Genomic DNA, 26,727 nt, shown 5'->3' on the forward strand with positions numbered 1-26,727 from the left:
GGATCGTCGAAGAGGTTGGGCCTTCTATCAGCCCGACAGCAGCCCGTTCGTGCGCGCGTAGTGCAGCGCCTGCGTACGGCTCTTCACGCCCAGCCTGCGGAACAGGCGCCACAGGTGAACCTTCACCGTGTGCTCGCTGATCTCCAGGTCGGTCGCGATGTCGCGGTTGCTCATGCCCTTGTCGAGCATGGCGATCAGCTGCGTCTGGCGCTTCGAGAGCTTGCCGCTGTTGGCGGCGGGCATCTCGTCGGCCTCGTCTTCCGAGCCGGCCATCAGCAGGCCGCGCAGGGCGGCCGCCAGCTCGTTGGAGCTGGCCGACTTCTCGATGTAGGTGTCGGCGCCGGCCTCGATGCAGGCGTCTTCCATGTCGGCGGACGGCGCTGCCGAGTAAACGGCGATCGGCACGTTCGGATAGACCTGCTTGACCGCGATCACGCCCGACACGCCGTTGGTGTCCGGCAGCTTCAGGTCCAGGCAGAAAAGCGTAGGCGCACCACGCTGCTGCACGGAGCCTGCGAGCTTGTCGAGGCGCTCGAGCTCGACGATGTTCTCGGCCGGGCGCAAGCGCCGCAAGACCATCACGATCGCGTCGCGCATCAGGGGGTGGTCGTCGATGACATAAATGCTCATGTTTTCTTCCTTTGTGATCGCACCGTCTTCTCTCGTCGTGCTCATCGGCGGATAAGCCGATGGGCGTTGCCGGATCAACTCCCGCTGGTTGTGCCGGGTGTTGCTTCCGTCAGTGCCTCCAGCGCCTCTTCGACGGCGCGTATTCCTTCTGTACCGATGGGCTCCATCTGGCCGGCCAGCGCGGGCAATGCTTCGCCGCGCTGCGCTTGCAGGATTGCGATGGTACGGCCCGCTTCCTGCGGCGAGGCGAATCCACGGCTTTGCAGCAGGGTTTCGCCGCGCGCATCCAACAGCTTGAAATAGAAAAGCCCGTCCGCCTTCTCGCGGTACTGCTTGAAACTGGGTTTTGCGACCTTGGCCGCCTTGGCCTGGCCCTTGTCCTTGCCGGCCGCCAGGTTGCGCAGGCCGACCGCGTGGCGCAGGCTGGCCATGAACGGCTTGGACAGCGCCTGCGCCTTCTCGGCGCCCAGCAGAAGGGTGCGCTCGATCTGGGCCGGGTCGTTCATCAGCGCCTCGTAGCGCTCGCGCAGCGGCGCCACTTCGAGGTCGATGCGCTCGAACAGCATCTGCTTGGCGTCGCCCCAGCCGATGCCATCGGCGTACGCCTTGCGCAGCGTCTCGGTTTCCTCGGCGCTGGCGAAGGCCTGGTAGATCTGGAACAGCGCCGAGCCTTCGGTGTCCTTGGGCTCGCCGGGGGCGCGCGAGTCGGTCACGATGCTGGAAATCTGCTTTTGCAGTTGCGCGCGCGGCGCGAACAGCGGGATCGTGTTGCCGTAGCTCTTGCTCATCTTGCGGCCGTCGAGGCCGGGCAGGGTGGCGACTGCGTCGTCGATCTCGGCCTCGGGCAGCGTGAAGTGATCGCCGTAGAGGTGGTTGAAGCGCTGCGCCATGTCGCGCGCCATCTCGATGTGCTGCACCTGGTCGCGGCCCACGGGCACCTTGTGAGCGTTGAACATCAGGATGTCGGCGCCCATGAGCACCGGGTACATGAAGAGGCCGGCGGTCACGTCGGCGTCGGGGTCCTCGCCCTTGGCCACGTTCTTGTCGAGCTGCGCCTTGTAGGCATGCGCGCGATTGAGCACGCCCTTGCCGGTCACGCAGGTGAGGAACCACGTCAACTCGGGAATCTCGACGATGTCGGACTGGCGGTAGAAGGTGACGCGCTCGGGGTCGAGCCCGCAGGCCAGCCAGCTGGCGGCGATCTCGAGAGTGGAGCGCTGGATCAGGGCCGGCTCCTGCACCTTGATGAGCGCGTGGTAGTCGGCCAGGAAGAAGAAGCTCTGCACACCGGGCGCGACGCTTTGCCGCACCGAGTGGCGGATCGAGCCGACATAGTTGCCGAGGTGCGGCGTGCCCGATGGCGTGATGCCGGTCAGGACGCGCAGGGGAGCTTTGGAAGACGAAGCCATGGACGAGGAGGAAACTTAGCGCAGCAAAGCCACAAACGGAATAAGGATCGTGTTGATGATGGCGTAGCCCGCAGCCATCAGCGGCTGCAGCCAAAGCTTGCCGAGAACGCCGGCCAGCACCAGAGCCATAACGATAAAGAAGCCGTAGGGCTCGATGCGCGCGAGAAAGTTCGGCACCGGTCCATTCGGCAGCAAGCCCACGAGGATGCGACCGCCATCAAGCGGTGGCAAGGGGAACAGGTTGAAGGCCCACATCACGAGGTTGACCAGCACACCGCCCTGCGCCATCTGTACGAAGAAAGGCTCATCGATACCTGCGGCACGCAGCAGGACGAAGAGGATGGCCCATACAAGTGCCATCGAGAAGTTGGCGGCCGGCGCTGATAGGGACACCCAGAGTAGATCCCGTTTTGGATTGTGCAGATTGCGCGGATCGAATGGAATTGGCTTGGCATAGCCGAACAGCAACGCGCCCGAGGTTGCGAAGTACAGCACCAATGGAATCAGCAGAGTGCCAATGGGATCGATGTGCTTGATCGGGTTGAGCGTGAGCCGGCCCATCATGGCCGCCGTCTGATCGCCGAAGTGGCTTGCCACGCGGCCTCGAACCACGGCGGGCACCGTGATGGCGAACAGCACTGGCAGCGCCAGGATCAGGACGGCTTGAATCTGACTTGAAATATCCACTGGGCGATTGTGTCAGACGGGAGTAGTTCTCAGCCCCGATTTCAGAGGCCCAGCACGGCCAGCGCACCGCGCCCCTGGCGCACCACGACAGGGTCGTCGCCCGTGCCCATGGGCGTGAGGTCAACCACTGTGGTCGGCTGCGAAGGGCATGCACCGGCATCGATGACCGCGGCGATCTGCTTCTCGAAACGCTCGCGGATGGTCTGCGCGTCGTTCAGCGCCTCGGTCTCGCCCGGGGCGATCAGCGTGGTGGCCAGCAACGGCGCGCCGTGCAGCGACAGCAACTCCAGCAGCACCTTGTGGTCGGGCACGCGCAGGCCGATGGTCTTGCGCTGCGGGTGGCTCACGCGGCGCGGCACTTCCTTGGTGGCTTCGAGCAGGAAGGTGTAGGGCCCGGGCGTGGCCGCCTTCAGCAGGCGGTATTGCTTGTTGTCGACGCGCGCGTAGTTGGCCAGCTCGCTCAGGTCGCGGCACAGCAGCGTGAGGTGGTGCTTCTCGTCGACCTGGCGGATGCGGCGAAGCTGGTCTACCGCGTCCTTGTCGTCGAGATGGCAGGCCAGGGCATAGCTGGAGTCGGTGGGCACGGCAACGATCTCGCCGCGCTCCAGCAGCGTGACGGCCTGCTTCAGCAGGCGCTGCTGCGGGTTCTCGGGGTGGACTTCGAAGTACTGGGCCATGATGAAGAAAAAGGCTCCTGGTCAGGATTCGGCGGGCTCGATGGGCACGCGGCGCTCGCGCACCGTGAGCCACGCGCCGGCCGCGCCGCAGACCGCGATCATCGCCATGCCGATGAGCGAGAAGCGGTCCGGCACATGGGAAAAGACGATCCAGCCGCCGAGCATGGCGAAAGCGATCTGTGCATAGAGATAAGGCGTCAGCGTGGAGGCCGGCGCGCGCTGGTAGGCCAGGATCAGCATGAAGTGCCCCACCGTGCCCATGAAACCCATGAGGCACAGCAGCGCCCACCATTCCCACGAGGGCAGCGAGGTCCACACGAAAGGCACCACGAGCGAGACGATCAGCGTGCCCACCCAGCCGGTGTAGAAGTGCATGGTCAGCGGGTTCTCGGTCTGCGCCAGCTTGCTCGTGAGCACCTGAAACCAGGCGTTGCTCAGCACCAGCCCCAGCGGCAACAGCACGGCCCAGCTGAACGCGCTGCCGCCCGGGCGCAGGATCACCAGTGTGCCGATGAAGCCGCCCGCCACCAGCGTCCAGCGCAGCGGCGAAACATGCTCCTTGAGCGTGGTGGCTGCCAGCAGCGTGATGACCAGCGGCGCGATCAGCACGATCGACGTGAACTCGGCCAGCGGCATGTAGCGCAGGCTCAGGAAGGCGAAGATGCTCGACGCCAGCAGCAGCGCACCGCGCAGCGCCTGGTAGCGCGGATGCCCCGTGCGCAGCAGCGCCGTGCCCCGCAGCGGCAGCAGCACCAGCGTGGTCGCCACCGCCTGGAAGGCATAGCGGAACCACACGCCCATGAGGATGGGCACGCCCAGCGTGGAGTACTTGGTGGCCGTGTCGAGCGTGGCGAAGCAGGCCACGGCCAGCACCACGAGGCCGATGCCGGCGAGGATGCGTTCCGATTCCTTGCTCAAGCTTCGCTGCTGCGCCGCGCGAGCGGCCGCCAGCGCAACGGTCGCCGCGTTGTCGGTGCTGGTCCCGGGGCTTGGGCTCACTGCTGGATACGGTCGCCGAGCAGTTCCCACACGGGGGTGAGTGCGCCGGGTAATGGCGGCAGCTTGCCGAGATCGCAGTGGCTTTCGTCGGGGCTGTGGAAATCGCTGCCGCGCGAGGCGGCGAAATCGAACTCGAGCGCCTTGTCGGCGTACTCGACGAACTCGGCCGGCGTGTGGCTGCCGGTGACGACCTCGATCGCCTTGCCGCCGTGCGCCTTGAATTCGAGGAAGAGCGCGTATTCCTCGTTGGCCGTGAACTTGTAGCGGCCCGGGTGTGCGATCACGGCCATGCCCTTGGCAGCGGTGATCCAGTGCACCGCATCCTTCAGCGAGGCCCAGCGGTGCGGCACGTAGCCGGGCTTGCCTTCGGTGAGGAACTTGCGGAACACCTCGGGCGTGTCGCGGCAGTGGCCCTGCTCGACGAGAAAGCGCGCGAAGTGCGTGCGCGAGATGAGTTCGGGGTTGCCGACGAACTTGAGCGCGCCTTCGTACGCGCCGTGGATGCCGACCTTGGCCAGCCCCTCGGACATTTCCTGCGCCCGCTTGCCGCGGCCGCCGCGCGTGTCGTACAGGCCCTGCGAGATGGCCGCGTCGTCGGCATCGAAGCCGAGGCCGACGATGTGCACCGTCTCGCCCGCGAAGGTCACGGAAATCTCGGTGCCGGTGAGGTAGCGCATGCCGTTGGCGCGGGCCGCGGCGGCGGCGCGGTGCTGCCCGCCGACCTCGTCGTGGTCAGTGAGGGCCCAGAGCTCGACCCCGTTGGCGGCGGCGCGCGCGGCCAGTTCTTCGGGCGTCAGCGTGCCGTCGGAGACCACGGAGTGGCAGTGGAGATCGGCATTGAGAATAGAGGACACCCCTGCATTCTATGGGGTCTGGAACACCGTTGCGGGCGCATGGATGCTGCGCAAGATGCTATTAAATAAATAGCATTACTGCGCCGCTGCATGCGCCTCAGCGCTGCTTGCGAAAAGCCGCCCAGGCGGCCACCACGGTGAAGGTCGCCACGATCGCCACCACGATCCAGAAGCCGTGCTTGTGATCCGCCAGCGGGATCCCGCCCACGTTCATGCCGAACAGGCCGGCCAGGATGTTGATCGGCAGCGCCAGCACCGTGACCACCGTCAGCACGAACAGGCTGCGGTTGTTGTCCTCGTTGACGTTGGCCGCGATTTCTTCCTGCAGCAGCTTGATGCGCTCCTGCAGCGCCTGCATGTCGCGCAGCACCACCGAGAACTCCTCGGTCGAGCCGCGCAGCGCCTGCGCATCGGGCTCCGACATCCAGCCCGGCGGCCCCTGCAGCAGCCGGAACAGCGCAGCCGGCTCGGGCGCCAGCAGCCGCTGCAGCCGCACCAGCAGCCGGCGCAGCACGCCCAGTCGCGCGCGCTTGTGGTCGAGGCGGCCGGCCAGCAGTTCGTCCTCGATGCGGTCGATGCGCGAAGTGACGCCGCGCACGATCTTCACCAGCACGTCGGCCTGCGCGCGCAGCAGGTGCTCCAGCAACTCGGTGCTGGAGCGCGGCGCGTCGCCTGCCTTCACCGCCGTGCGCAGCGCATCGACCGAGCGCAGCGGCTTGGTCCGCGCCGTGACCACGAGGCGCGGGCCCACGCTGATCCACAGCGTGGAGATGTCCGAGGGCTCGAAGCTGAACTCGAAGTGCACGTCGTTGATGACGGCGATCAGCGAGTCGTCGTCGCGCTCGATGCGCGTGGAGGGCAGGCCCTCGTGCAGCGTCTCGTAGAAGGTGTCGGAGAGATTCGCGTGCCGCACCAGCCAGCGCTCCGCATGCGCATGGCTCAGGTTGAAGTGCAGCCAGACGTAGGCGGGGTTTTCCTGAGCGTCTTCACCTTCGCAGCCGACGCGGGCTTCGCTGGTTTCGACATCGCGCTGTTCGGCCAGCCACGCGGCGGCCTGCGCCGAGTCGATGGCCCGCGCGGGCTCGGGCGCGCGGGCGTCGAAGAGGTAGCCGCTGATCAGCCCGGCTTCGTCGCCCCCGTAGGACTGGGCGGCGAGATCATGGAATGCCGACAAGATAGTAAATGGACGAGTTCAGAAGATGCGGGTGAACAGCCAGTAGAGCGAGCCCGACAGCAGCATCGCCACCGGCAGCGTCAGCACCCAGGCCAGCGCGAGGTTGCGCAGCGTGGACATCTGCAGGCCCGAGCCGCTGGCCGTCATGGTTCCGGCAACGCCGGAAGACAGAACGTGCGTGGTCGACACCGGCAGCCCGTACATGTCGGCCGCGCCGATGGTGACCATGGCCACCACCTCGGCCGAGGCGCCCTGCGCGTAGCTCAGGTGCGTCTTGCCGATCTTCTCGCCCACCGTGACCACGATGCGCTTCCAGCCGATCATCGTGCCGAGTCCGAGCGCGATCGCCACGGCCACCTTGACCCACAGCGGGATGAAGCGCGTTGCGCTGTCGAGCTCCTGGCGGAAGGTGCCCACGCGCAGCTTCGTCTCCTCGTCGAACTTCGCCGCGCCGCTCTTGTCGAGGTGGCGGATGGCCTCGGAGGCCAGGTACATGTCATTGCGCACGTTGGCGACGGCGTCCGCCGGAACGCCGGCCAGCGAACCATGCTGGCGCACCTGCGTGCCGATGCTGCCGGCCGTCACGGCCAGGGCGGGCACCACTGCGGGGGTGAACTCGCGGGTGCGGACATAGCTGGAAAGCGTGTCGCGCGCGGCGGCCGCCTCCATTGCGGGCAGCGAGGCCGGCACGCTGCGGTTCAGCGCGTTCTGCGCCATCTCGGCCACGGCCACGAACTTGACGCTCTCGTTGGCGGGCATCGCGCGGTTCAACGCATAGGCCATCGGTACCGTGCCCACCAGGATCAGCATGATCAGGCCCATGCCCTTCTGGCCGTCGTTGGAGCCGTGCGCGAAAGACACGCCCGTGCAGGTGAGGATCAGCAGGCCGCGGATCCACCACGGCGGCGGCTCGGTGCCCTTGGGCTCTTCATACAGTGCGCGGTTCTTCACGAAGGCGCGCAGCGCCAGCAGCAGCAGGGCTGCGCAGCCGAAGCCGACCATCGGCGACAGCAGCAGCGAATAGCCCACCTTGGTGGCCTGCGCCCAGTCGACGCCGCTGGTGCCGTCGCGCCCGTGCATCAGCGCATTGGCCACGCCCACGCCGATGATCGAGCCGATCAGCGTGTGCGAGGACGAAGCCGGCAGCCCCAGCCACCAGGTGCCCAGGTTCCAGATGATGGCGGCGATCAGCAGCGCGAACACCATCGCGAAGCCGGCGCCGGAGCCCACCTGCAGGATGAGTTCAACCGGCAGCAGCGCGATGATGCCGAAGGCCACCGCGCCGCTGGACACCATCACGCCCAGGAAATTGAAGAAGCCCGACCACACCACCGCGAAGTTGGGCGGCAGCGAGTGGGTGTAGATGACGGTCGCGACCGCGTTGGCGGTGTCGTGGAAGCCGTTGACGAACTCGAAGCCCAGCGCGATCAGCAGCGCAACGCCAAGAAGTATGTAGGGCACCCAGGTGGTGACGGGGGCTCCGGAGGAAGTGACGTCGCCGACCAGGCTCCAGGCCGTGAAGAGCAGGCCGGCGGCCAGCAGGCCCACGAAGGTGATTAGCGTGAGCGGACCGGGCTTGGCGTCGAGCCTGGGCCGTTGCGTGGGAGGCGCGGACGGCACCTCGGCTTGCGGGGCTGCGAGCGTGTTCATGGGGGATTCTGGGGTGTTGGAATGGCTCCAGATGGTGTTCGCCGTTTGTGACGACTACATGTCAATGGCGTCAAAACCGTCACGTAGTCGTCATATGGGGCGAGCAGCATGCTTTTTCGTTCTCTTTCCCAATCTTTCTTCTGCTGCCACCATGCTGACGAGCGCACTTCCCGACCACGAAGACCTGATGCAACGCATCGCCCGCGACCTGATCGACAGCTACGACGAAGAGCTCGAGCTGGAAATCGAGGACCGCAACATCGACGGCCTCGACCCCGCTTCGGGAGCCGCGGTCGCCTCCACCGACAAGGCGGCCCGTCAGGCCTACTTCAAGGAGCTGTTCCGCCTGCAGGGCGAACTGGTCAAGCTGCAGGACTGGGTGCAGCACAGCAAGCAGAAAGTCGTCATCCTGTTCGAAGGCCGCGACGCGGCGGGCAAGGGCGGCGTCATCAAGCGCATCACCCAGCGCCTGAACCCGCGCGTGGCTCGCGTGGCCGCGCTGCCGGCGCCCAACGACCGCGAACGTACCCAGTGGTACTTCCAGCGCTACGTGGCGCACCTGCCGGCGGCCGGCGAGATGGTGCTGTTCGACCGCAGCTGGTACAACCGCGCCGGCGTCGAGCGCGTCATGGGCTTCTGCTCCGACGACGAGTACGAGGAGTTCTTCCGCACCGTGCCCGAGTTCGAGAAGATGCTCGGGCGCTCGGGCATCAAGCTCATCAAGTATTGGTTCTCCATCACCGACGACGAGCAGCACATGCGCTTCCTCGGCCGCATTCACGACCCGCTCAAGCAGTGGAAGCTCAGCCCCATGGACCTCGAAAGCCGCCGCCGCTGGGAGGAATACACCAAGGCGAAGGAAATCATGCTGGAGCGCACCCACATCCCCGAGGCTCCGTGGTGGGTGGTGCAGGCGGTGGACAAGAAGAAGGCGCGCCTGAACTGCATCAGCCACCTGCTGAGCCAGCTGCCCTACCAGGAAGTACCGCATCCGCCGGTCGACCTGCCCGAGCGCGTGCGCCATGCCGACTACCTGCGCCAGCCCGTGCCGGCGAACATGATCGTTCCTGAGATTTACTAACCCCCAGGCTTCGCGCACTTCGTGTCGCTTCTCCTCCCCCTTGCAGGGGGCAACACCTGCGGACCGCCGGAGCCGGATCCGCGGTGTTTCTGGAAGGGGCCGTGGTGGCGTTCTTGGAGGGTGGGCGCTTTGCCTTCACACTGCGCCATGGCCCGTCGTTCCACCGCTTCCGTTTTTGCACGTGCTTATGAGCGAAACCTCAAGGCGCTGACGAGGCTCACGCTGAGCAACGGCAAGCGCGTGGCGGGGCAGGTGCAGCGCGCGACCGCGAAGCGGCTGAAGCCGCCTCCGGGCAAGGGCGACTGGCTCGCCGGGGTTGCGATGGGACCTGGCGGTGCGCGCGGCTACCACCTGTTTCGGCCTGCCGGGCTGGAACTGCAACCGGGCGAGCGCCTGCCGCTCATGGTCATGCTGCATGGCTGCGGCCAGACCGGGCGCGACTTCGCCGCGAGCACCCGCATGAACGCGCTCGCCGTGCGCCAGCGCTTCCTGGTGCTCTATCCCGAGCAGGACCGGCTCGCCCATCCGCAGGGCTGCTGGAACTGGTACGAGCGCCGTTCCGGCAAGGCCGACGCCGAGGCCGCGACGCTGATGGCCGCCATCGACCAGGCCTGCCTGCTCTATCCGGTCGACCGCGACCGCGTGGCGCTGGCCGGCCTTTCCGCCGGCGCGAGCATGGCGGCCTTGCTCGCGACGCGCTATCCGAACCGCTTTCGCGCCGTCGTCATGCACTCGGGCGTGGCGCCCGGCGCGGCGAAGTCGCCCGCCACGGCCCTGGGCGCGATGCGCGGCGAGCATGTGCCGCCGATGCCCACCACGGCCGTCGGCAAGGCGATGGGCGCTGCGGCAGTCTTCACCACCTTGCCGCCGATGCTGGTGCTGCACGGCGATGCCGACGCGGTGGTCGCGCCGAGCAACGCTGTCAGTAGCGCCGCGGTGTGGGCGACCGCCGTGGGCGCGCGACCGGGGTTGCCGCGCGAGGTGCGGCGCGGCAGGCGCCGTGCGATGCGCGTGACCGACTTCAAGCGCAAGGGCCGTACGCTCGTCACGCTGTGCGAGATCGCGGGGCTCGGCCATTCGTGGAGTGGCGGGGCGCCGAAGCTGCTGTTCAGCGACCCCGAGGGGCCCGATGCCACGCGCATGACCTGGGCTTTTGCCGCCGCGCAGTTCAAGGCCGCTGGAGGCCCGAAGAAGGTCTAGCGGAAGGGGCGGCTATGCGGCGACCGCTCCGTCGCGCGCCGCAGCCCGCCACGCACTGGGCGCCATCCCCTTGCTGCGCTTGAAGGCCTTGCTGAACGCCGCCTCCGACTCGTAGCCCACCGCCGCGGCGATCGTTCCCAGGGCGGCGTTGCCTTGCCCCAGCATGTTGCCGGCCTTGAACATGCGCCATTGCGTGAGGTACTCCAGCGGCGCCTGTCCCACCCGCTCGCGAAAACGCTGTGCGAAGGCCGAGCGCGACAGGTTCGCGACGGCGGCAAGAGCCTCTACCGTCCAGTCGTGGGCGATCTCCTTGTGCATCGCGCGCAGTGCGGGGCCGATGCGCGCATCGGCCAGCGCGGCCAGCCAGCCCGTCTGCGATCCGGCGTTGGCCGCGACGTGCGCGCGCACCGCCTGAACGAACACGATGTCGGCCAGCCGGCTCACGAGCAGGCCGGACCCCAGGCCCGGCTCGCCGGTTTCCATGGCCAGCAGTTGGAGCGTGCCTTGCAGCGCAAGGGCGCGGGCCTGCTCCATCTTCACGTGAAGCAGCACCGGCAGCAGATCGAGCAGCGGCCGTGCGGCGCGCTGGTCGAAGTGGAACCAGCCGCAGATCACCGAGGCCGCCGTGCCCGTGCTACCGAGCTCCACCAGCCCGCCGATACGGTCGCGCACGACGGAGGCGCAACTCACGGTCGGCGTGTTCGGATGGTCGCGCAGGATGTAAGGCGTGCCATGCGCCAGCACATAGCAGTCGCCCGCCGCCAGCGCCACCGGCTGCGCCATGCCCTCGATCTCCAGCAGGCAGCCGCCGCGCACCACGAGCCCGAAGCGTGCGCTCTCGCCGCCGGCCAGGCTCACTCCCCAGGGCGCGCCGGCCTCGAGGCGGGCGTACAGGGCGCTGCGCACCCTCATGGCGGCAAAGATGTCGTCGAGCGGGTCCATCGAAGGCTCCTGGGGTGGTGGACGAATGGACAAGATTTTCGTCTTCCTGGGCATTCACTGTCCATCAGTGGCGACAGAAACTGCGGCCTCACTCTTTCCAAATTGCAACGTGCAGCAGGAGCAGGCCATGAACACCAGGACCGATCTCACCGATTCCACCCAACTCGCCGACCGCTACGTCGCGCTCTGGAATGAACCCGATGCCGACGCGCGCCGCGCCGCCATCGCCAGGCTCTGGGTGCCCGACGGCGAGCACTACGTGCGCACGCTGCAGGCCAAGGGCCACGAGGCGTTGCAGCAGCGCGTCACCGGCTCGCATGAGAAGAACGTGCGCGACGCCGGCTTTCGCTTCGTCCGCGCGGGAGACGTCCAGTTCCTGCGCGACGCGGTGATGTTCCATTGGCACATGGTCCCTGCCGAGGGCGGTCCGGTGGCCGCGCTCGGGCTGGAGTTCCTGGTGCTGGCCGAAGACGGCCGCATCGCCACGGACTACCAGTTCATCCTGCCGACGCCCACCGCCTGAGCCCGGCCGATGACCTCCGAGGTCATTGCCTCCATGCCGCTTCCTTCCAACACTCGAATCCATCATGACGCAGTCAAACATTGCTTCGGCAGCATCGATCTCTTCCTCCGGCAGCCAGAGCCCGGATGCGACAAGGCCCGGCCGGTTGGGCCTGTGGGTCATGCTCAGCGGCACCTTCCTGGTAGTGCTGGACTTCTTCATCGTCAACGTCGCGCTGCCCTCGATGCAGCGCGAACTGCAGGCGAGCGCGGGCACCCTGCAGCTGGTGGTGGCCGGCTACGGCCTCGCTACCGCCGCAGGCCTGATCACCGGCGGGCGGCTCGGCGACCTGTTCGGGCGCCGCCGCATGTTCATGCTGGGCCTGCTGCTGTTCACGCTCGCTTCGGCCGCCTGCGGCATGGCGCCGAACGCCGAACTGCTGGTGACTGCACGCGTGCTGCAGGGACTGGCCGGCGCGCTGCTGCAGCCGCAGGTGCTGGCGATGATCGGCCTGGCCTACACCGGGGAAGACCGGGCGCGCGCCTTCGCGGCCTATGGACTCACGCTGGGGCTGGGTGCCACGCTCGGGCAGCTGGTCGGCGGCCTGCTCATCCATGCCGACCTGGCGGGACTCGGCTGGCGCAGCTGCTTTCTCATCAACGTGCCGGTCGGCCTGTTGGCGCTGATGCTCGCACCGCGCGTCATTCCGCCGCTGGCGAACAACGGCAACAGCCGGCTCGACCTCGTCGGCATGCTGCTGGTGGCCGCGGGCTCGGCGGCAGTGGTGCTGCCGCTGGTGGAAGGCCGCGAACAGGGCTGGCCGCTGTGGAGCTGGCTGTGCCTCGCGGCGGCGCTGCCGCTGCTCGCGGCCTTTGCATACCAGCAGCGCCGGCTCGCCGCGCGCGGCGGTACGCCGCTCGTGGCTCCGGTGCTGCTCGCCAATGCCCGCTTCGGCATCGGCCTGCTCACGACGCTGGCCTTCTACGTGGGCAATGCCTCGCTGTACTTCGTGCTGGCGCTGTACCTCCAGCAGGGCCTTGCACTCGATCCGCTCAGCTCTGGCATCGTCTTCACGTCGCTGGCGGCCGGATTCTTCGCGACGTCGATGGCGGGTGCGCGCCTGGCACGCCGTTTCGGCGGCAAGCCGCCCATCGCGCTCGGTGCCCTCGTGCTCGCTGCAGGGCATGCGCTGCAGTTCGTCAACGTTGCCGTCTGGCCCGGACACCCGCACGTCGTGGCGTGGATGGTGCCGTTGCTGCTGGTGCAGGGCGCGGGGCTCGGCATGGTGATGGCGCCGCTGGTCTCTACCGTGCTGGCCGGCCTGCCGCCGCAGCATGCGGGCGTGGCCTCGGGCGTGATCTCGATGGTGCAGCAGGCGAGCAACGCGCTGGGCGTGGCGCTGATCGGCATTCTTTTCTACGGGCGTCTCGGCCACGCGCCGGATGCGGGGGCATATGCAAGTGCCTTCGGGGTGGCGCTGCTGTATCTGACGGTGTCGGCGTTGCTGGTGGCTGTCTTGCACCGGCGCGGCAACCGGCAGACCTGAAACCGAAGCGCCGTGCGCTGAGGGTGGCCATGCCAAACTCTCCTGTCCGCAAGACAGGACAGACATGGCCACCGACCTGCAGCAACTGACCCAGGCCCTTCGCGACTTCGCCCAGGCCCGCGACTGGGAGCAGTTCCATTCCCCCAAGAACCTTGCCTCCGCGCTCTCCGTAGAGGCCGCCGAACTGCTCGAACACTTCCAGTGGCTCACCGAAGCCCAGAGCCGCAACCTGCCGGCCGACAAGCGCGCCGAGATCGGTACCGAGATCGCCGACGTCTTTCTCTACTTGCTTCAGCTCGCCGACAAGCTCGGCATCGACGTGGTCGAAGCGGCGCGCAGCAAGATGCTTCTCAACGCCCGCAAGTACCCTGCGCCGCCCGCCTGAGTACGTCCGTGTACGCCACCCGGCGTATTTCCCCTTTGTGGTGCATTCCGCAGACTCCCTCCCACGCCAGCCAAGGCTGTCGAAAAGGTTCAACCACCCCGGAGCAGGAGTCCACATGCAACGTCGTTTCACACTCAAGGCGCTTACCGCCGCCGTCGCGCTGGCCAGCATTTCTGCTGCGCCCGCATTCGCTGCCGACACCATCAAGGTCGGCGTGCTGCACTCGCTGTCGGGCACGATGGCCATCTCCGAGACCGTGCTCAAAGACACGGTGCTGATGGCGATCGACGACATCAACAAGAAGGGCGGCGTGCTGGGCAAGCAGCTCGAGCCCGTGGTGGTCGATCCGGCCTCCAACTGGCCGCTGTTCGCCGAGAAGACCAAGCAGCTGCTCGGCCAGGACAAGGTCTCGGTCATCTTCGGCTGCTGGACCTCGGTGTCGCGCAAGTCGGTGCTGCCGGTGGTCGAGGAAATGAACGGCCTGCTGTTCTACCCCGTGCAGTACGAAGGTGAAGAGCTCTCGAAGAACGTGTTCTACACGGGCGCGGCGCCCAACCAGCAGGCCATTCCGGCCGTCGACTACCTGATGAGCAAGGAAGGCGGCGGCGCCAAGCGCTGGGTGCTGCTGGGCACCGACTATGTCTATCCCCGCACCACCAACAAGATCCTGCGCGCCTACCTGAAGAGCAAGGGCGTGAAGGAAACCGACATCGACGAGAAGTACACCCCCTTCGGCCACAGCGACTACCAGACCATCGTCGCCGACATCAAGAAGTTCTCGGCCGGCGGCAAGACGGCGGTGGTCTCGACCATCAACGGCGACTCCAACGTGCCCTTCTACAAGGAACTGGGCAACGCCGGCCTGAAGGCCAAGGACGTGCCGGTGGTCGCCTTCTCGGTGGGCGAGGAAGAACTGCGCGGCGTGGACACCAAGCCGCTGGTGGGCCACCTTGCGGCGTGGAACTACTTCATGTCGATCAAGAACCCGACCAACACCGCCTTCATCAAGCAGTGGAGCGAGTACGCCAAGGCCAAGAACATCGCCGGCCACAAGGACAAGCCGCTCACCAACGACCCGATGGAAGCCACCTGGATCGGCATCCACATGTGGAAGCAGGCGGTCGAGAAGGCCAAGTCGACCGACACCGACAAAGTGATCGCAGCCATGGCCGGCCAGACCTTCACGGCTCCCTCGGGCATCGTCTCGAAGATGGACGAGAAGAACCACCACCTGCACAAGAGCGTGTTCATCGGCGAGATCAAGGCCGACGGCCAGTTCAACGTGGTGTGGAAGACGCCGGGCCCGGTCAAGGCCAAGCCGTGGAGCCCGTACATCGAAGGCAACGACAAGAAGCCGGATTACCCGGCTGGCAAGTCGATGTAAGTCTTCGACAAGTCCCTTGCCTTGCTCCCTCTCCCCTCGGGGAGAGGGCGGGGGTGAGGGCAACGGCGGTCGCTCTGGCCGCCGCGCTTGTTTGAAGGCCGCCGGCCCTCACCCCAACCCTCTCCCCCAGGGGAGAGGGGGCAACACGAAACTCATGATGCTTCGACGAACCCTTCACTGCGCACTCGCCGCCATGCTCCTCATGGCATCGGCCGTCCACGCGCTGACCGCCGACGAAGCCCGGGCCATCGCCTCCGGCGACTCCGAAGCCCGCATCGCCGCGCTCAACAAGGCCGTGCTCACGGCAGACGACAAGACGGCTGCCTTCATCCAGGCCATGTCCGACGACGCGGTCAAGTACACCGAGGACAAGGTCTTCGTGATGAAGGACGACAAAGGCTACGACCCCGTCACCGGCGCCGAGCTGAAGGTGCCCGACACCGCAGAGGACGTCGTCAACAACAACCTCATGCGCGGCGCGCTCGATGCCGCGCAGGCCGCGCTCAAGCTCACGAGCAAGGACGACGCCGTGCGCGCCGAAGCCGCACAGGCGCTCTTCAAGGAGCCCGACGAATCGCGCGTGCCCATGGTCGAGAAGGCGCTGGCCGCCGAGACCAATCCAAAGATCAAGGCGCAGCTCGAACTGGTGCGCGCCGCCAGCATGCTCACCAGCGCCGACAAGGCCAAGCGCCTCGTCGCCGCCAAGGAGCTGGGCAACAACCGCAACCCCGACACCAAGCTGCTGCTCAACCAGCGCCTGGCCGACGAAACCGAGGCGGACGTCAAGGCCGCCATCGTCGCGTCCATCGCCAGCATCGACGGCTCACTGGTCTGGGGCGACCGCATCAACGCCGTTTTCAGCGGCATCAGCCTGGGCTCGGTGCTGCTGCTTGCCGCGCTGGGCCTGGCCATCACCTACGGCCTGATGGGCGTGATCAACATGGCGCACGGCGAGCTGATGATGATCGGCGCCTACGCCACCTACGTGATGCAGGGCATCTTCCAGAAGTACATGCCCGAGGCGGCCTTCGGCTGGTATCTGGTCGCCGCGATTCCCGTGTCCTTCCTCGCGTCTGCGCTGGTGGGCGCGGTGCTGGAGCGCGGCGTGATCCGCTTCCTCTACGGCCGCCCGCTCGAGACGCTGCTGGCCACCTGGGGCATCAGCCTGATGCTGCAGCAGCTGGTGCGCTCGCTGTTCGGTGCGCAGAACGTCGGCGTCGAAAACCCCGGCTGGATGAGCGGCGGCTTCACCATGCTGAGCAACGTCACGCTGCCGTGGAACCGCATCTGCATCATCATCTTCGCGGCCCTGGTGCTGCTGGCGATGGGCTGGCTCATCGGCAAGACGCGCCTGGGCCTGTTCGTGCGCGGCGTCACGCAGAACCGTCCGATCGCCTCGTGCATGGGCGTGAACACCGCGCGCATCGACACCTACGCCTTCGCGCTCGGCTCCGGCATCGCGGGCCTTGCCGGCTGCGCGCTGAGCCAGATCGGCAACGTCGGCCCCGACCTGGGCCAGAGCTACATCGTCGACAGCTTCATGGTGGTCGTGATGGGCGGCGTCGGCCAGCTCGCGGGCACCGTGTACGCGGCGCTTGGGCTGGGCATTCTCAACAAGTTCATCGAAGGCTGGGCGGGCGCGGTGCTCGCGAAGATCGCGGTGCTTGTCTTCATCATCATCTTCATCCAGAAGCGGCCCCAGGGCATCTTCGCAATGAAAGGCCGGAGCGCTGAGGCATGAGCAAGGTCACGTTGCCAACCAAGGGGCCGCTGCTGAGCGGCAAGGGCTGGACGGCCTTCTTCGTCGCACTCATCGTGGTGTGCGCGCTGGCGCCCGTTCTCAACATGTGGGTGCCGGTCGACAGCCCGCTGCACATGAGCGACTACGCGGTGGCGCTGGTCGGCAAGATCATGTGCTACGCCATCTGCGCGCTGGCCATGGACCTGATCTGGGGCTACACCGGCATTCTCTCGCTGGGCCACGGCCTCTTCTTCGCGCTGGGCGGCTACATGATGGGCATGTACCTCATGCGCCAGATCGGCCGCGACGGCAACTACAAGAGCGACCTGCCCGACTTCATGGTGTTCCTCGACTGGAAGACGCTGCCCTGGCACTGGACCTTCAGCGACAGCTTCATCGCCACGCTGATTCTGATCGTCGCGGTGCCGGGCCTCATCGCCTTCGTGTTCGGCTTCTTCGCGTTCCGTTCGCGCATCAAGGGCGTGTACTTCTCGATCATCACGCAGGCCATGACTTTCGCGGCCATGCTGCTGTTCTTCCGCAACGAGACGGGCTTCGGCGGCAACAACGGCTTTACCGACTTCAAGCGCATCCTGAATATTCCGATCGCCACGCAGGAGATGCGAATGACGCTGTTCGCGCTCACCGGTGCCACGCTGCTGGGCTTCTTCCTCTTTGCGAAGTGGCTCATCGGCAGCAAGTTCGGCCGCGTGCTGCAGGCCATTCGCGACGCCGAAACGCGCGTGATGTTCTCGGGCTACAACCCGCTGCCGTACAAGCTCACGATCTGGGTCATCTCCGCCGTGATGTGCGGCGTGGCCGGCGCGCTTTACGTGCCGCAGGTCGGCATCATCAACCCGGGCGAGATGAGCGCGGCCAACTCCATCGAGATCGCCATCTGGGCGGCGGTGGGCGGGCGCGCCACGCTGATCGGGCCGATCATCGGCGCCTTCATCGTCAACGGCGCGAAGAGCTGGCTGACGGTGGCCTATCCGGAGTACTGGCTGTACTTCCTGGGCGCCTTGTTCATTGCTGTCACGCTGTTCCTTCCGAACGGCATCGTGGGGTTGGTGCGCAAGTGGCTCTCCAGGGAGAAGAAAGAAGAGGCTGAAAAGGAGAAGCCGCGGCCCGAGCCCGTGCAGGACGCACGCCGCGCCGTCGCGGCGGAGCAGGGTGTGGAGCCCGAAGCGCTGGCCTCGCTGCCCGTGGACGCGAAGGGAGCACGCGCATGACGCCCGATCTGATGGAAGCCGGCGCCGAGCGCGCGGCACGCGCCAGCGGCATTCACTACGTGAGCGGCAGCACCGAATCGGGCGGCCGTGCCGCCGACTTCGGCCGCCACGTCACGCCGGGCGAAGTCGACGTCACGCACGGCCGCATCCTCTATCTCGAAGACGTCAGCGTGAGCTTCGACGGCTTCAAGGCCATCAACAAGCTCTCGCTCGACATCGCGCCGGGCGAACTGCGCTGCATCATCGGCCCCAACGGAGCGGGCAAGACCACGATGATGGACATCATCACCGGCAAGACCCGGCCCGACGAGGGCACCGTGTTCTTCGGCAGCACCATCGACCTGCTGCGCCACCGCGAAGCGGAAATCGCGCAGCTGGGCATCGGCCGCAAGTTCCAGAAGCCGACCGTGTTCGAGCACCTGACCGTGTTCGAGAACCTGGAGCTCGCGCTGAAGACCGACAAGGGCGTGCGCGCCTCGATGATGTTCAGGCTCGACTCGGCACAGAGCGACCGCCTGGCCGAGGTGCTCGAAACCATCCACCTCGCCGACAGCGTCTCGCGCCTCGCGGGCAACCTGAGCCACGGCCAGAAGCAGTGGCTCGAAATCGGCATGCTGCTGATGCAGGACCCGAAGCTGCTGCTGCTCGACGAGCCCGTGGCCGGCATGACCGACGAGGAAACCGCGCGCACCGCCGAGCTCTTCCTGTCGCTCAAGGGCAAGCACTCGCTGATGGTGGTGGAGCACGACATGAGCTTCATCCGCACCATCTCCGAGATCGTCACCGTGCTGTGCGACGGCTCCGTGCTCGCGCAGGGCACGCTGGACGAGGTGCAGGCCGACGAGCGGGTGATCGAGGTCTATCTGGGCCGCTGAGGAACCGAACCCATGCTGACAGTCAAGAACATCCACCAGTACTACGGCGGCTCCCACATCCTTCGCGACGTGAGCTTCGAGGCCAAACTGGGCAAGGTCACCGTGCTGCTGGGACGCAACGGCGTGGGCAAGACCACGCTGCTGAAGTCGCTCATGGGCCTGGTGCCTATCAAGAGCGGCAGCATCGAACTCGAAGGCAAGCCCATCCACAAGGCCACGCCTTACGACAGGGCAAGAGCCGGCATCGGCTTCGTCCCGCAGGGCCGCGAGATCTTCGCGCGGCTCACGGTCGAGGAGAACCTGCGCATGGGCCTGGCCTACAAGAGCGGCGGCACGCCCATTCCCTCGGAACTGTTCGAGCTGTTCCCGGTGCTCAGGCAGATGATCAACAGAAGAGGCGGCGACCTCTCGGGCGGGCAGCAGCAGCAGCTCGCCATCGCACGCGCCCTGGCACCCAAACCCAAGCTGCTGATCCTCGATGAGCCGACCGAGGGCATCCAGCCCAGCATCATCAAGGACATCGGCCGCGTCATCCGCATGCTGGCCGACCGGGGCGACATGGCCATCGTGCTGTGCGAGCAGTACTACGACTTCGCGCAGGAGCTGGCCGACGACTACCTCGTGATGGAGCGCGGCGAGATCATCGCGCGCGGCCTCGGCAAGGACATGGAAGCACAGGGCGTGCGGCAGCTGGTGGCGATCTGAGCCCACTGGCCAGGCCCTCGCGGCCCTGCCAGTACAGGGCCTTCGGCAATTGCGTATCGGCGCGATTTCAGGGTTTACCCTAAAATCGCGCCTTGCCCGCGGCCGCCGGGCACCCCTCCCAGGAGCCTGGCCTTGAACGCCTCCCCACCCGCGCTGGACAGCGCGGTCACCGACATTTCTTCCTTTTCCCTGCCTTCGGGCAAGCCCGCCAACTTCCTGCGCGCGGTGCTCGCGCTCGGCGTCGGCGGCTTCGCCATCGGCACCGGCGAGTTCGTCATCATGGGCCTGCTGCCCGAGGTGGCGAAGGACATCGGCGTGAGCATTCCCCAGGCCGGCCATGTCATCAGCGCCTATGCGCTCGGCGTGGTGATCGGCGCGCCGGTGCTCGCGGTGCTGGCCGCCGGCTGGCGCCGCCGCGCGCTGCTGATCGCGCTCATGGCCGTGTTCGCGGCCGGCAATTTCGCCAGCGCCGCGGCTCCCAACTACCTGCTGCTGAACCTGCTGCGCTTCGCCGCCGGACTGCCGCACGGCACCTACTTCGGCGTGGCCGCGCTGGTGGCCGCCACGCTCGCTCCGCCGGGGCGCCGCGCGCGGGCCGTGGGGCTCGTAATGCTCGGGCTCACCGGTGCCACGCTTGTGGGCGTGCCCATCGCGGCATGGCTGGGCCAGTTCTTCGGCTGGCGCGCGGCCTTCGTGTTCGTGGGCCTCATCGCGCTGGTGGCCATCGCGCTGCTTCGCCGCGACATTCCCGACATGGCGCCCGCCGCCGGCGCCAGCCCCTGGCGCGAACTCGGCGCGCTCAGGCGCAAGCAGGTGTGGTTCACGCTGGGCATCGCCGCCATCGGCTTCGGCGGCATGTTCTCGGTGTTCAGCTACATCAAGCCCACGCTGATCGAGGTGGCCGGCATGCCGGTGGGCGGCGTGCCCATCGTGCTCGCGCTCTTCGGCCTCGGCATGGTGGTGGGCAACCTCGTGGGCTCGCGGCTGGCCGACAAGTCGCTGATGCGCACCATCGGCGGTGTCCTGGCCTATGCGGCGCTGGTGCTCGCGGTGTTCACCTTCGCGGCGCACCATGTCGTGGCTGCAGCATTCACCGTGTTTCTCATCGGCTCGACCGTGGCCATCGGCCCGGCCCTGCAGATCCGCCTGATGGACGTGGCCGGCGACGCGCAGACGCTCGCCGCCGCGCTCAACCACTCGGCCTTCAACATGGCCAACGCGCTCGGCGCATGGCTCGGCGGCGTGGCGATTTCCGCCGGGCTGGGCTGGACTTCGACCGGCTGGGTCGGCGCACTGCTCGCTCTGGCGGGCCTGGGCATCTTCGGCTGGGCGATCGCAAGCGCCCGTGCCGCCGCACGCCGGCCGGCCGCCGTCGCCTTCTGAGCCGGCTGCCGGCTACTTCGCAGCGGGCGTCGCGGTGCGCTCGCGCAGCAGCGCCGCGAAGTTCTGCAGCTCGGCTGCATTGAGATCCGACACGGCCCAGGCCTGCATGCCGCCCTGGGCCCAGTGCACGAGCTGGTAGCCCTGCCGCGCGGAGAGCACCGGCGCCTGCATCTTTGCATCCGCAGCCGGCCACACGAACAGGTTGATGACGTGCGGCCCCGAGCGGTAGACCAGCGCCGCCACCGTGCGCCCGTCCAGGTAGTCGAGCCGCCCGCCAGCGAGCGGAAAGCCCTCCGCGGCAAGGTCGACCACCGGCGGTGAAAAGTCGAGCTTGCCCGCGAACCAGGGCTTGACCGCGTGATGGTCGGACGAGGCCACGTCCGCCAGGTGCGCTGCCATCAGCGAGCGCACATGGTTGGCGGTGACGCCCTCGGCGAGAGCGTCCGAAGGCGGCACCGGCGTTGCCAGCAGCACGAGCGCCAGGCCCCAGGCCGTGGCCGCGCCGGTGCCGAACCATGCCAGCCCTTGCCACAGGCCCCGGTTTCGCCGCGCAGGCGCGGGTGCAGGCGTGGGCGAGGCGGCCACAACAGCTTCCTCTGCACGCACCGCGTGCCCGATGCGCGCGGCCAGCCCCTCGGGCGGCATGTGCCGCGTGGCATGGCGCCGGATCAGCGTGCCCAGTTCCTCGTCAGACATTGACATGGCGTGTCCTTCCTCCCGCGTCGCCGGGACGTTCGTCGCGCAGGCTCTCGCGCAGCATCGCCCGCGCGCGCGACAGCCGCGACATGACGGTGCCCAGCGGCACGCCTACGATGCGCGCGATGTCCTCGTAGCGCATCTCCTCCAGCTCGCGCAGCACGATCACCTCGCGGTACACCGGCGGCAGCGCATCGATGGCGGCGTTGATTCGCTCGCCCTGCACGCGCTGCTCCCACTGCCGCGCCGGATCGCCCGCATCGGGCGAGGAGGGCGCCGAGACGGCCTCGCTGTCGCGCAGTTCGTCGAACTCCACCTGGTCGGCGAGCTGCCGGTTCTGCCGCATCCAGTCGTAGCAGGCGTTGCGCACGATGCCCAGCAGCCACGGCCGGGCGCTCTCGCCGCGCAGCCCATCGAAGAACCGGAACGCGCGCAGACAAGCCTCCTGCACCGCGTCGTCGGCCAGCTGGTCGTCGCGCAGCAGCCAGCGCGCAAGGTTCCATGCCGCATCGAGATGCGGCAGCGCGGCGGCTTCGAACTGGCGTGTGCGGTCGGTCGACAGGCTCAAGAGCTCCTTCTTCCTGCATGACGTGGCAGCCCGGCGATTTATTCCAGCTCTTTCGGTTTTTCTTTTGGCTCCGCTGGAATAAGCAGGGCATGCCATGCGTCATGCCCTCTGCGGATTCTGCTTCTTCTTTCTTCTTCCAGGAGGTCTTCACCATGATCGCCATGCCCGGCTTCGCGCGCATCTTCGTCATCTTCGCGGCCCTGGCGGCTTCGGCCGGAGCCGCGCTTGCAGCAGGCCCCAAGGCCTATGTCGGCAACTTCAAGGACAGCACCGTCAGCGTGATCGACACCGGCACCGAGCGCGTTGTCGCCACGCTGCCTGTGGCGGCGGGGCCCGACGGCATCATCGTCGCGCCCAACGGGCGCAGCGTGTTCGTGAGCGGCTCGGGCGCCGCTGCCGTGAGCGAGATCGACGCCGCGAGCGACCGCGTCACGCGCGCCATCGACGTGGGCAAGGGGCCGCAGGGCCTGGCCATGACCACCGACGGCAAGTGGCTGCTGGTGGCCGTCAACGGCGACGACCGCGTGGCCTTCGTCGACACATCGGCCCACGGCGTGAGCGCCACCGTGCCCGTGCCCAAGCCGCACACCATCGCCATCCGGCCCGACGGGCGCCAGGCCTACGTCGCTTCGCAGGAGCCGGGGCACTTCGCGCTGGTGGTCATCGACATGGCGACGCGCGCCGTGGTCACGCAGATCCCGCTCGACAAGCCGCCGCGCGACCTCGAGTTCAGCCATGACGGCAAGTCGCTGTACCTCACGCTGGCCGGCGTGGCCGCCGTGCAGGTACTCGACCCCGCCACCAACCAGTGGGGCGCGCCGGTTCCCACGGGCGTGTCGCCGCACATCGCGCAGCACTTCATGGGCATGGCGAGCGGTGTGGTGGTGGTGCAGGGGCCAGGCGAGGTCATGTTGTTCGATCCGGCCACGCACGCGGCGGTGCGCAGCATCCCTGTGGGCAAGCAGCCGCACTGGCTCGACCTGTCGGCGGACGGCAAGAAGCTGTGGGTGAGCAACGAGGGCTCGAACGACGTCAGCGTGGTCGACCTTGCGGGCGGGCCCATGCACACGGTGGCGGTGGGCAACGCGCCGCGCAAGATCGCGCTGCAGCGCACGGCAGCTTCCGAAGGCGCGCACGCAGGCGGCTCGGCGCACGTGGCCATCCGAAACTTCGCCTTCGAGCCCGCGCAGATCACCGTCAAGGCCGGCCAGCGCGTGAGCTGGCAGAACGACGACGGCGCGCCGCACGGCCTGGTCTTCAAGGACGGCTCGACGGGCATCGACCTGCTGCTGCCCGGCAAGGCCTTCGCCCGCGTCTTCGACAAGCCGGGCGTGTACGACTATGTCTGCTCGGTGCATCCGTACATGACGGCGCGGGTCACGGTGGTGGGCTCGCAGCCGGGGGCCTGACTGTCGGCTTTCAGCCGGCCTGATTGACAGGGGCGAGCGAACCGGGGGACATTGCCCCGGATGAAGGAAGAAAGACTCTCGCGCCGACGCCTGCTGTGCGGCGGGCTGGCCGCCGCTTCGCTGGGCCATCCGTTCCTGCGGCTGAATGCGCAGCCGGCCACGGCGTCGCGCGATCCGTTCACGCTGGGCGTGGCCTCGGGCGTGCCGCGCGCCGACGGCTTCGTGCTCTGGACACGCCTGGCGCCAGAGCCGCTGCAGGGCGGCGGCATGGGCGGCGGCATGGGCGATGCGCCCATCGAAGTGCGATGGGAAGTCGCTGACGACGAGGGCTTCAAGCTCGTGGTGGCGAAGGGCTCGGCCATCGCTACGGCCGAGCTTGCGCATTCGGTGCATGTCGAAGTGCAGGGGCTGTCGCCGGGGCGCCCTTACTGGTATCGCTTCACGGCCGGCGGCGCACCCAGCCCGATCGGACGCACGCGCACCACGCCCGCCGAGGACGACGAGACGCAGCAGCCGCTGCGCTTCGCCTTCGCCTCCTGCCAGCAGTACGAGCAGGGCTACTACGCCGCCTACCGCGACATGGCCGCGCAGCCGCTGGACTTCGTGGTGCATCTGGGCGACTACATCTACGAAAGCTCCTGGGGCTCGCGCCACGTGCGGCGCCACGAGGGCGGCATTCCCACGCAACTGGCCGAGTTCCGCAACCGCTACGCGCTCTACAAGACCGATCCGCACCTGCAGGCCGCGCACGCCGCCTTTCCCTGGCTCGTGACCTGGGACGACCACGAGGTGGCCAACGACTACACGAACGACATGTCGCCGCGCAGCTCGGACCCCGCGCAGTTCCTCGCGATCCGCGCCGCCGCCTACCAGGCGTGGTACGAGCACATGCCGGTGCCCGCCAGCATGCGCCCGCGCGGCGCCGATGCGCTCATCTACGGCCGCCACCGCTTCGGCCGCATGCTCGACGTGCTGCTGACCGACGGGCGCCAGTACCGCTCGCACCACGCCTGCCTTTCGGGGCGCAGCGCCTCGCCGCTGGCCGACTGCGCCGACAGGCTCGCGCCGCAGCGCAGCTTCTTCGGCGCGCAGCAGGAAGCCTGGCTGGCGCGCGAGCTGGCTGCGCCACCCGCGCGCTGGACCGTGCTCGCCCAGCCCACGCTGCTCGCCGAGGCCGACCGCAAGCGCGGCCCAGAGCACGGCTACTGGATGGACGGCTGGGACGGCTACGCCACGGCCCGCGCCCGCCTGCTCGATGCGCTGGCCGCGCACAAGGCGCGCGGCGGCAATGCGCTGGTCGCCAGCGGCGACGTGCACGCCTTCTGGGCCGCCGACCTGCGGCGCGGCGACGCGCAGCAGGGCCCGGTGGTCGCGACAGAGTTCGTCGGCGGCGCCATCACCTCCGAGGGGCCCAGCGCCGCCAGCGTGGCGAACATGCTCGCGAAGAACCCGCAGCTGCGCTATGGCCGGGCCGACAGGCGCGGCTATGCGCTCGCCACGCTCGATGCCCGCGACTGCTCGGTCGAGTTCCGCGTGGCGGACGACGAGAAGACCGCCGATTCGCCGGTCGGCCCCATGGCCCGCTTCTCGGTCGAGCCCGGCGCGCCCGGCGTGCACGCCGAGAGCACCTGAGTCGTAAACGCCCGGCGCCTGCAGGATTGCGCGGCCGTGCCTATGATGGCCGCCGCCGCGCAGGCCCCGTCTCCATCTCTATCTGCGTCTCTTTCACCCTTCCCTGAAGCGAGAACCGAACACCATGAGCATTCCCTCCACCCGCCTCGGCCGCACGGGCCTCACCGTGTCCCGCCTTGCCCTCGGCACCATGACCTTCGGCCTGCAGACCGACGAGGCCGTGTCGCACCAGATCCTCGACAAGGCGGCCGAAGGCGGCATCAACTTCCTCGACACCGCCGACGTCTACCCGCTCGGCGGCACCATCGAGACGGCGGGCCGCACCGAGGAAATCATCGGCAACTGGCTGGAAAAGCAGGGCCCCTCGGGCCGCCGCCGCTTCGTCGTGGCCACCAAGGCCGTCAACAAGGTCGGCCCCAACAGCTGGGACCAGGGCGCCTCGCGCAAGCACCTGCTCGACGCCATCGATGCCTCGCTCAAGCGGCTGAAGACCGACCACGTCGACCTTTACCAACTGCACATGGACGACCGCGAGACGCCGCTCGAAGAGAGCCTGGAGGCGCTCGACACCATCGTGAAGTCGGGCCGCGCGCGCTACATCGGCGTGTCGAACTTCCTGGCTTATCGCCTGGCCCGCGCGCTGGGCAAGGCCGAACTGCTCAGGCTCACGCGATACGTGTCGGTGCAGCCGCGCTACAGCCTGCTGTTCCGCGAGATCGAGCGCGAGCTGCTGCCGCTGGCAAGCGAAGAGGGCCTGGGCGTGATCCCCTACAACCCGCTGGCCGGCGGCCTGCTGACCGGCAAGTACAAGCCCGGCGGCAAGCCCGAGGAGAACACCCGATTCACGCTCGGCACGGCTGGCGGCATGTACCAGGACCGCTATTGGAACGAGCGCAGCTTCAACACCGTGACCCAGCTGCACAAGCTCGCCGACGAAGCCGGCGTGCCGCTGGCCACGCTGGCCGTGGCCTGGGTGATGGCGAACCCGCTCATCACCGCGCCGCTGCTCGGCGCAAGCCGCCCCGACCAACTCGACGCGACCATCGCGGCGGCCGAGTACAAGCTCGATCCGGACCTCAAGCAGAAGCTGGACGAGCTGACCGCCGAGTACCGCAAGGGCGACGCTCCGCGCTGAGCGGTCTTTCTCCTTCCCCGCTGGGGGAAGGCCGGGATGGGGGCAGGTCCTTGAACAGGCGCCGCGTTCCATGAGCGCGCCCGTGCCCCCACCCCGACCCTCCCCCAGCGGGGGAGGGAGGAAGCTCAGGAACACCGCGGAACCGGCTCGGCCGGGCCGCTGGTGTTGCCCCCGGAGGGGGTTGGCGAAGCGACACGAAGTGCGCGCAGCCTGGGGGAGAGCCATTTTTTC

The 26,727-nt window shown here is 67.8% G+C and carries 25 protein-coding genes; 14 read left to right on the forward strand and 11 right to left on the reverse strand.

What is annotated here, in order from left to right:
- Positions 1-27: 27 nt before the first annotated feature.
- From AC1VNX_RS09270 to AC1VNX_RS09305, 8 genes are all read right to left on the reverse strand, one after another.
- Positions 28-630 (reverse strand): LuxR C-terminal-related transcriptional regulator, encoded by a 603-nt coding sequence (locus tag AC1VNX_RS09270; protein ID WP_007837193.1) that lies wholly within the window; start codon positions 628-630, stop codon positions 28-30.
- Positions 631-704: 74 nt separating this feature from the next.
- Positions 705-2,039: a tryptophan--tRNA ligase gene (locus AC1VNX_RS09275; RefSeq protein WP_483156432.1), complete on the reverse strand. Its 1,335-nt coding sequence runs from the start codon at positions 2,037-2,039 to the stop codon at positions 705-707.
- A 15-nt stretch (positions 2,040-2,054) separates the two neighbouring features.
- A complete protein-coding gene (locus AC1VNX_RS09280; RefSeq protein WP_483156433.1) occupies positions 2,055-2,726 on the reverse strand; it encodes a site-2 protease family protein in 672 nt (223 codons plus the stop codon).
- A gap of 41 nt (positions 2,727-2,767) precedes the next feature.
- The gene (locus tag AC1VNX_RS09285; RefSeq protein ID WP_019657850.1) at positions 2,768-3,403 is read right to left on the reverse strand and encodes an L-threonylcarbamoyladenylate synthase; all 636 of its coding nucleotides are present in this window, start codon (positions 3,401-3,403) and stop codon (positions 2,768-2,770) included.
- Between the two features lie 21 nt (positions 3,404-3,424).
- Complete coding sequence (locus tag AC1VNX_RS09290) at positions 3,425-4,402, reverse strand: DMT family transporter (protein WP_483156434.1); 978 nt, start codon at positions 4,400-4,402, stop codon at positions 3,425-3,427.
- Entirely contained in the window at positions 4,399-5,256 is an 858-nt protein-coding gene (locus tag AC1VNX_RS09295) for a 3',5'-nucleoside bisphosphate phosphatase (protein ID WP_483156435.1), read from the reverse strand. The genes AC1VNX_RS09290 and AC1VNX_RS09295 overlap by 4 nt, the downstream gene beginning before the upstream one ends.
- 97 nt (positions 5,257-5,353) lie before the next feature.
- Positions 5,354-6,430, reverse strand: a complete 1,077-nt coding sequence (locus AC1VNX_RS09300) for a transporter (RefSeq protein ID WP_483156436.1) — start codon at positions 6,428-6,430, stop codon at positions 5,354-5,356.
- Positions 6,431-6,448: 18 nt separating this feature from the next.
- Positions 6,449-8,080, reverse strand: coding sequence for an inorganic phosphate transporter (locus tag AC1VNX_RS09305; protein WP_483156437.1), 1,632 nt, complete (start codon positions 8,078-8,080; stop codon positions 6,449-6,451).
- A gap of 151 nt (positions 8,081-8,231) precedes the next feature.
- On the opposite strand from AC1VNX_RS09305, the gene ppk2 reads away from it, so the two are divergent.
- Together ppk2 and AC1VNX_RS09315 are read left to right on the forward strand one after the other, a co-directional pair.
- A complete protein-coding gene (ppk2, locus tag AC1VNX_RS09310) occupies positions 8,232-9,161 on the forward strand; it encodes a polyphosphate kinase 2 (RefSeq protein ID WP_483156438.1) in 930 nt (309 codons plus the stop codon).
- Positions 9,162-9,308: 147 nt separating this feature from the next.
- Positions 9,309-10,361, forward strand: coding sequence for an extracellular catalytic domain type 1 short-chain-length polyhydroxyalkanoate depolymerase (locus tag AC1VNX_RS09315; RefSeq protein ID WP_483156439.1), 1,053 nt, complete (start codon positions 9,309-9,311; stop codon positions 10,359-10,361).
- Positions 10,362-10,373: 12 nt separating this feature from the next.
- Here the strand turns inward: AC1VNX_RS09315 and AC1VNX_RS09320 are convergent, their stop codons facing one another.
- Positions 10,374-11,303: an AraC family transcriptional regulator gene (locus AC1VNX_RS09320; RefSeq protein ID WP_483156440.1), complete on the reverse strand. Its 930-nt coding sequence runs from the start codon at positions 11,301-11,303 to the stop codon at positions 10,374-10,376.
- Positions 11,304-11,430: 127 nt separating this feature from the next.
- On the opposite strand from AC1VNX_RS09320, the gene AC1VNX_RS09325 reads away from it, so the two are divergent.
- From AC1VNX_RS09325 to AC1VNX_RS09365, 9 genes are all read left to right on the forward strand, one after another.
- Positions 11,431-11,826: a nuclear transport factor 2 family protein gene (locus tag AC1VNX_RS09325; RefSeq protein ID WP_483156441.1), complete on the forward strand. Its 396-nt coding sequence runs from the start codon at positions 11,431-11,433 to the stop codon at positions 11,824-11,826.
- 64 nt (positions 11,827-11,890) lie between these two features.
- Positions 11,891-13,351 (forward strand): MFS transporter, encoded by a 1,461-nt coding sequence (locus AC1VNX_RS09330; protein ID WP_483156442.1) that lies wholly within the window; start codon positions 11,891-11,893, stop codon positions 13,349-13,351.
- Between the two features lie 64 nt (positions 13,352-13,415).
- Complete coding sequence (locus AC1VNX_RS09335; RefSeq protein ID WP_483156443.1) at positions 13,416-13,736, forward strand: nucleotide pyrophosphohydrolase; 321 nt, start codon at positions 13,416-13,418, stop codon at positions 13,734-13,736.
- A gap of 115 nt (positions 13,737-13,851) precedes the next feature.
- Positions 13,852-15,120 (forward strand): urea ABC transporter substrate-binding protein, encoded by a 1,269-nt coding sequence (gene urtA, locus AC1VNX_RS09340; RefSeq protein WP_483156444.1) that lies wholly within the window; start codon positions 13,852-13,854, stop codon positions 15,118-15,120.
- 193 nt (positions 15,121-15,313) lie between these two features.
- Positions 15,314-16,861, forward strand: coding sequence for an urea ABC transporter permease subunit UrtB (urtB, locus tag AC1VNX_RS09345; RefSeq protein ID WP_483156445.1), 1,548 nt, complete (start codon positions 15,314-15,316; stop codon positions 16,859-16,861).
- Entirely contained in the window at positions 16,858-18,093 is a 1,236-nt protein-coding gene (urtC, locus tag AC1VNX_RS09350) for an urea ABC transporter permease subunit UrtC (protein ID WP_483156446.1), read from the forward strand. Before urtB ends, urtC begins: the two co-directional genes overlap by 4 nt.
- Positions 18,090-18,968, forward strand: coding sequence for an urea ABC transporter ATP-binding protein UrtD (urtD, locus tag AC1VNX_RS09355; RefSeq protein WP_483156447.1), 879 nt, complete (start codon positions 18,090-18,092; stop codon positions 18,966-18,968). The genes urtC and urtD overlap by 4 nt, the downstream gene beginning before the upstream one ends.
- Before the next feature lie 12 nt (positions 18,969-18,980).
- A complete protein-coding gene (gene urtE, locus AC1VNX_RS09360) occupies positions 18,981-19,673 on the forward strand; it encodes an urea ABC transporter ATP-binding subunit UrtE (RefSeq protein WP_483156448.1) in 693 nt (230 codons plus the stop codon).
- 132 nt (positions 19,674-19,805) lie between these two features.
- The gene (locus tag AC1VNX_RS09365) at positions 19,806-21,056 is read left to right on the forward strand and encodes an MFS transporter (RefSeq protein WP_007837231.1); all 1,251 of its coding nucleotides are present in this window, start codon (positions 19,806-19,808) and stop codon (positions 21,054-21,056) included.
- A gap of 12 nt (positions 21,057-21,068) precedes the next feature.
- Here the strand turns inward: AC1VNX_RS09365 and AC1VNX_RS09370 are convergent, their stop codons facing one another.
- On the reverse strand, positions 21,069-21,758 hold the full coding sequence (locus AC1VNX_RS09370) for an anti-sigma factor family protein (protein ID WP_483156449.1): 690 nt from the start codon (positions 21,756-21,758) through the stop codon (positions 21,069-21,071).
- Positions 21,745-22,320, reverse strand: coding sequence for a sigma-70 family RNA polymerase sigma factor (locus AC1VNX_RS09375; RefSeq protein ID WP_483156450.1), 576 nt, complete (start codon positions 22,318-22,320; stop codon positions 21,745-21,747). Before AC1VNX_RS09375 ends, AC1VNX_RS09370 begins: the two co-directional genes overlap by 14 nt.
- Positions 22,321-22,472: 152 nt before the next feature.
- Between AC1VNX_RS09375 and AC1VNX_RS09380 the strand changes: the two genes are divergently transcribed.
- The 3 genes from AC1VNX_RS09380 (at position 22,473) to AC1VNX_RS09390 (ending at position 26,496) form a co-directional block, all read left to right on the forward strand.
- Positions 22,473-23,729, forward strand: a complete 1,257-nt coding sequence (locus tag AC1VNX_RS09380) for a YVTN family beta-propeller repeat protein (protein WP_483156451.1) — start codon at positions 22,473-22,475, stop codon at positions 23,727-23,729.
- A 60-nt stretch (positions 23,730-23,789) separates the two neighbouring features.
- Complete coding sequence (locus AC1VNX_RS09385) at positions 23,790-25,361, forward strand: alkaline phosphatase D family protein (protein WP_483156452.1); 1,572 nt, start codon at positions 23,790-23,792, stop codon at positions 25,359-25,361.
- A 124-nt stretch (positions 25,362-25,485) separates the two neighbouring features.
- The gene (locus AC1VNX_RS09390; protein ID WP_483156453.1) at positions 25,486-26,496 is read left to right on the forward strand and encodes an aldo/keto reductase; all 1,011 of its coding nucleotides are present in this window, start codon (positions 25,486-25,488) and stop codon (positions 26,494-26,496) included.
- Positions 26,497-26,727: the final 231 nt, after the last annotated feature.

The organism is Variovorax sp. TLI9-5A (assembly GCF_056867935.1).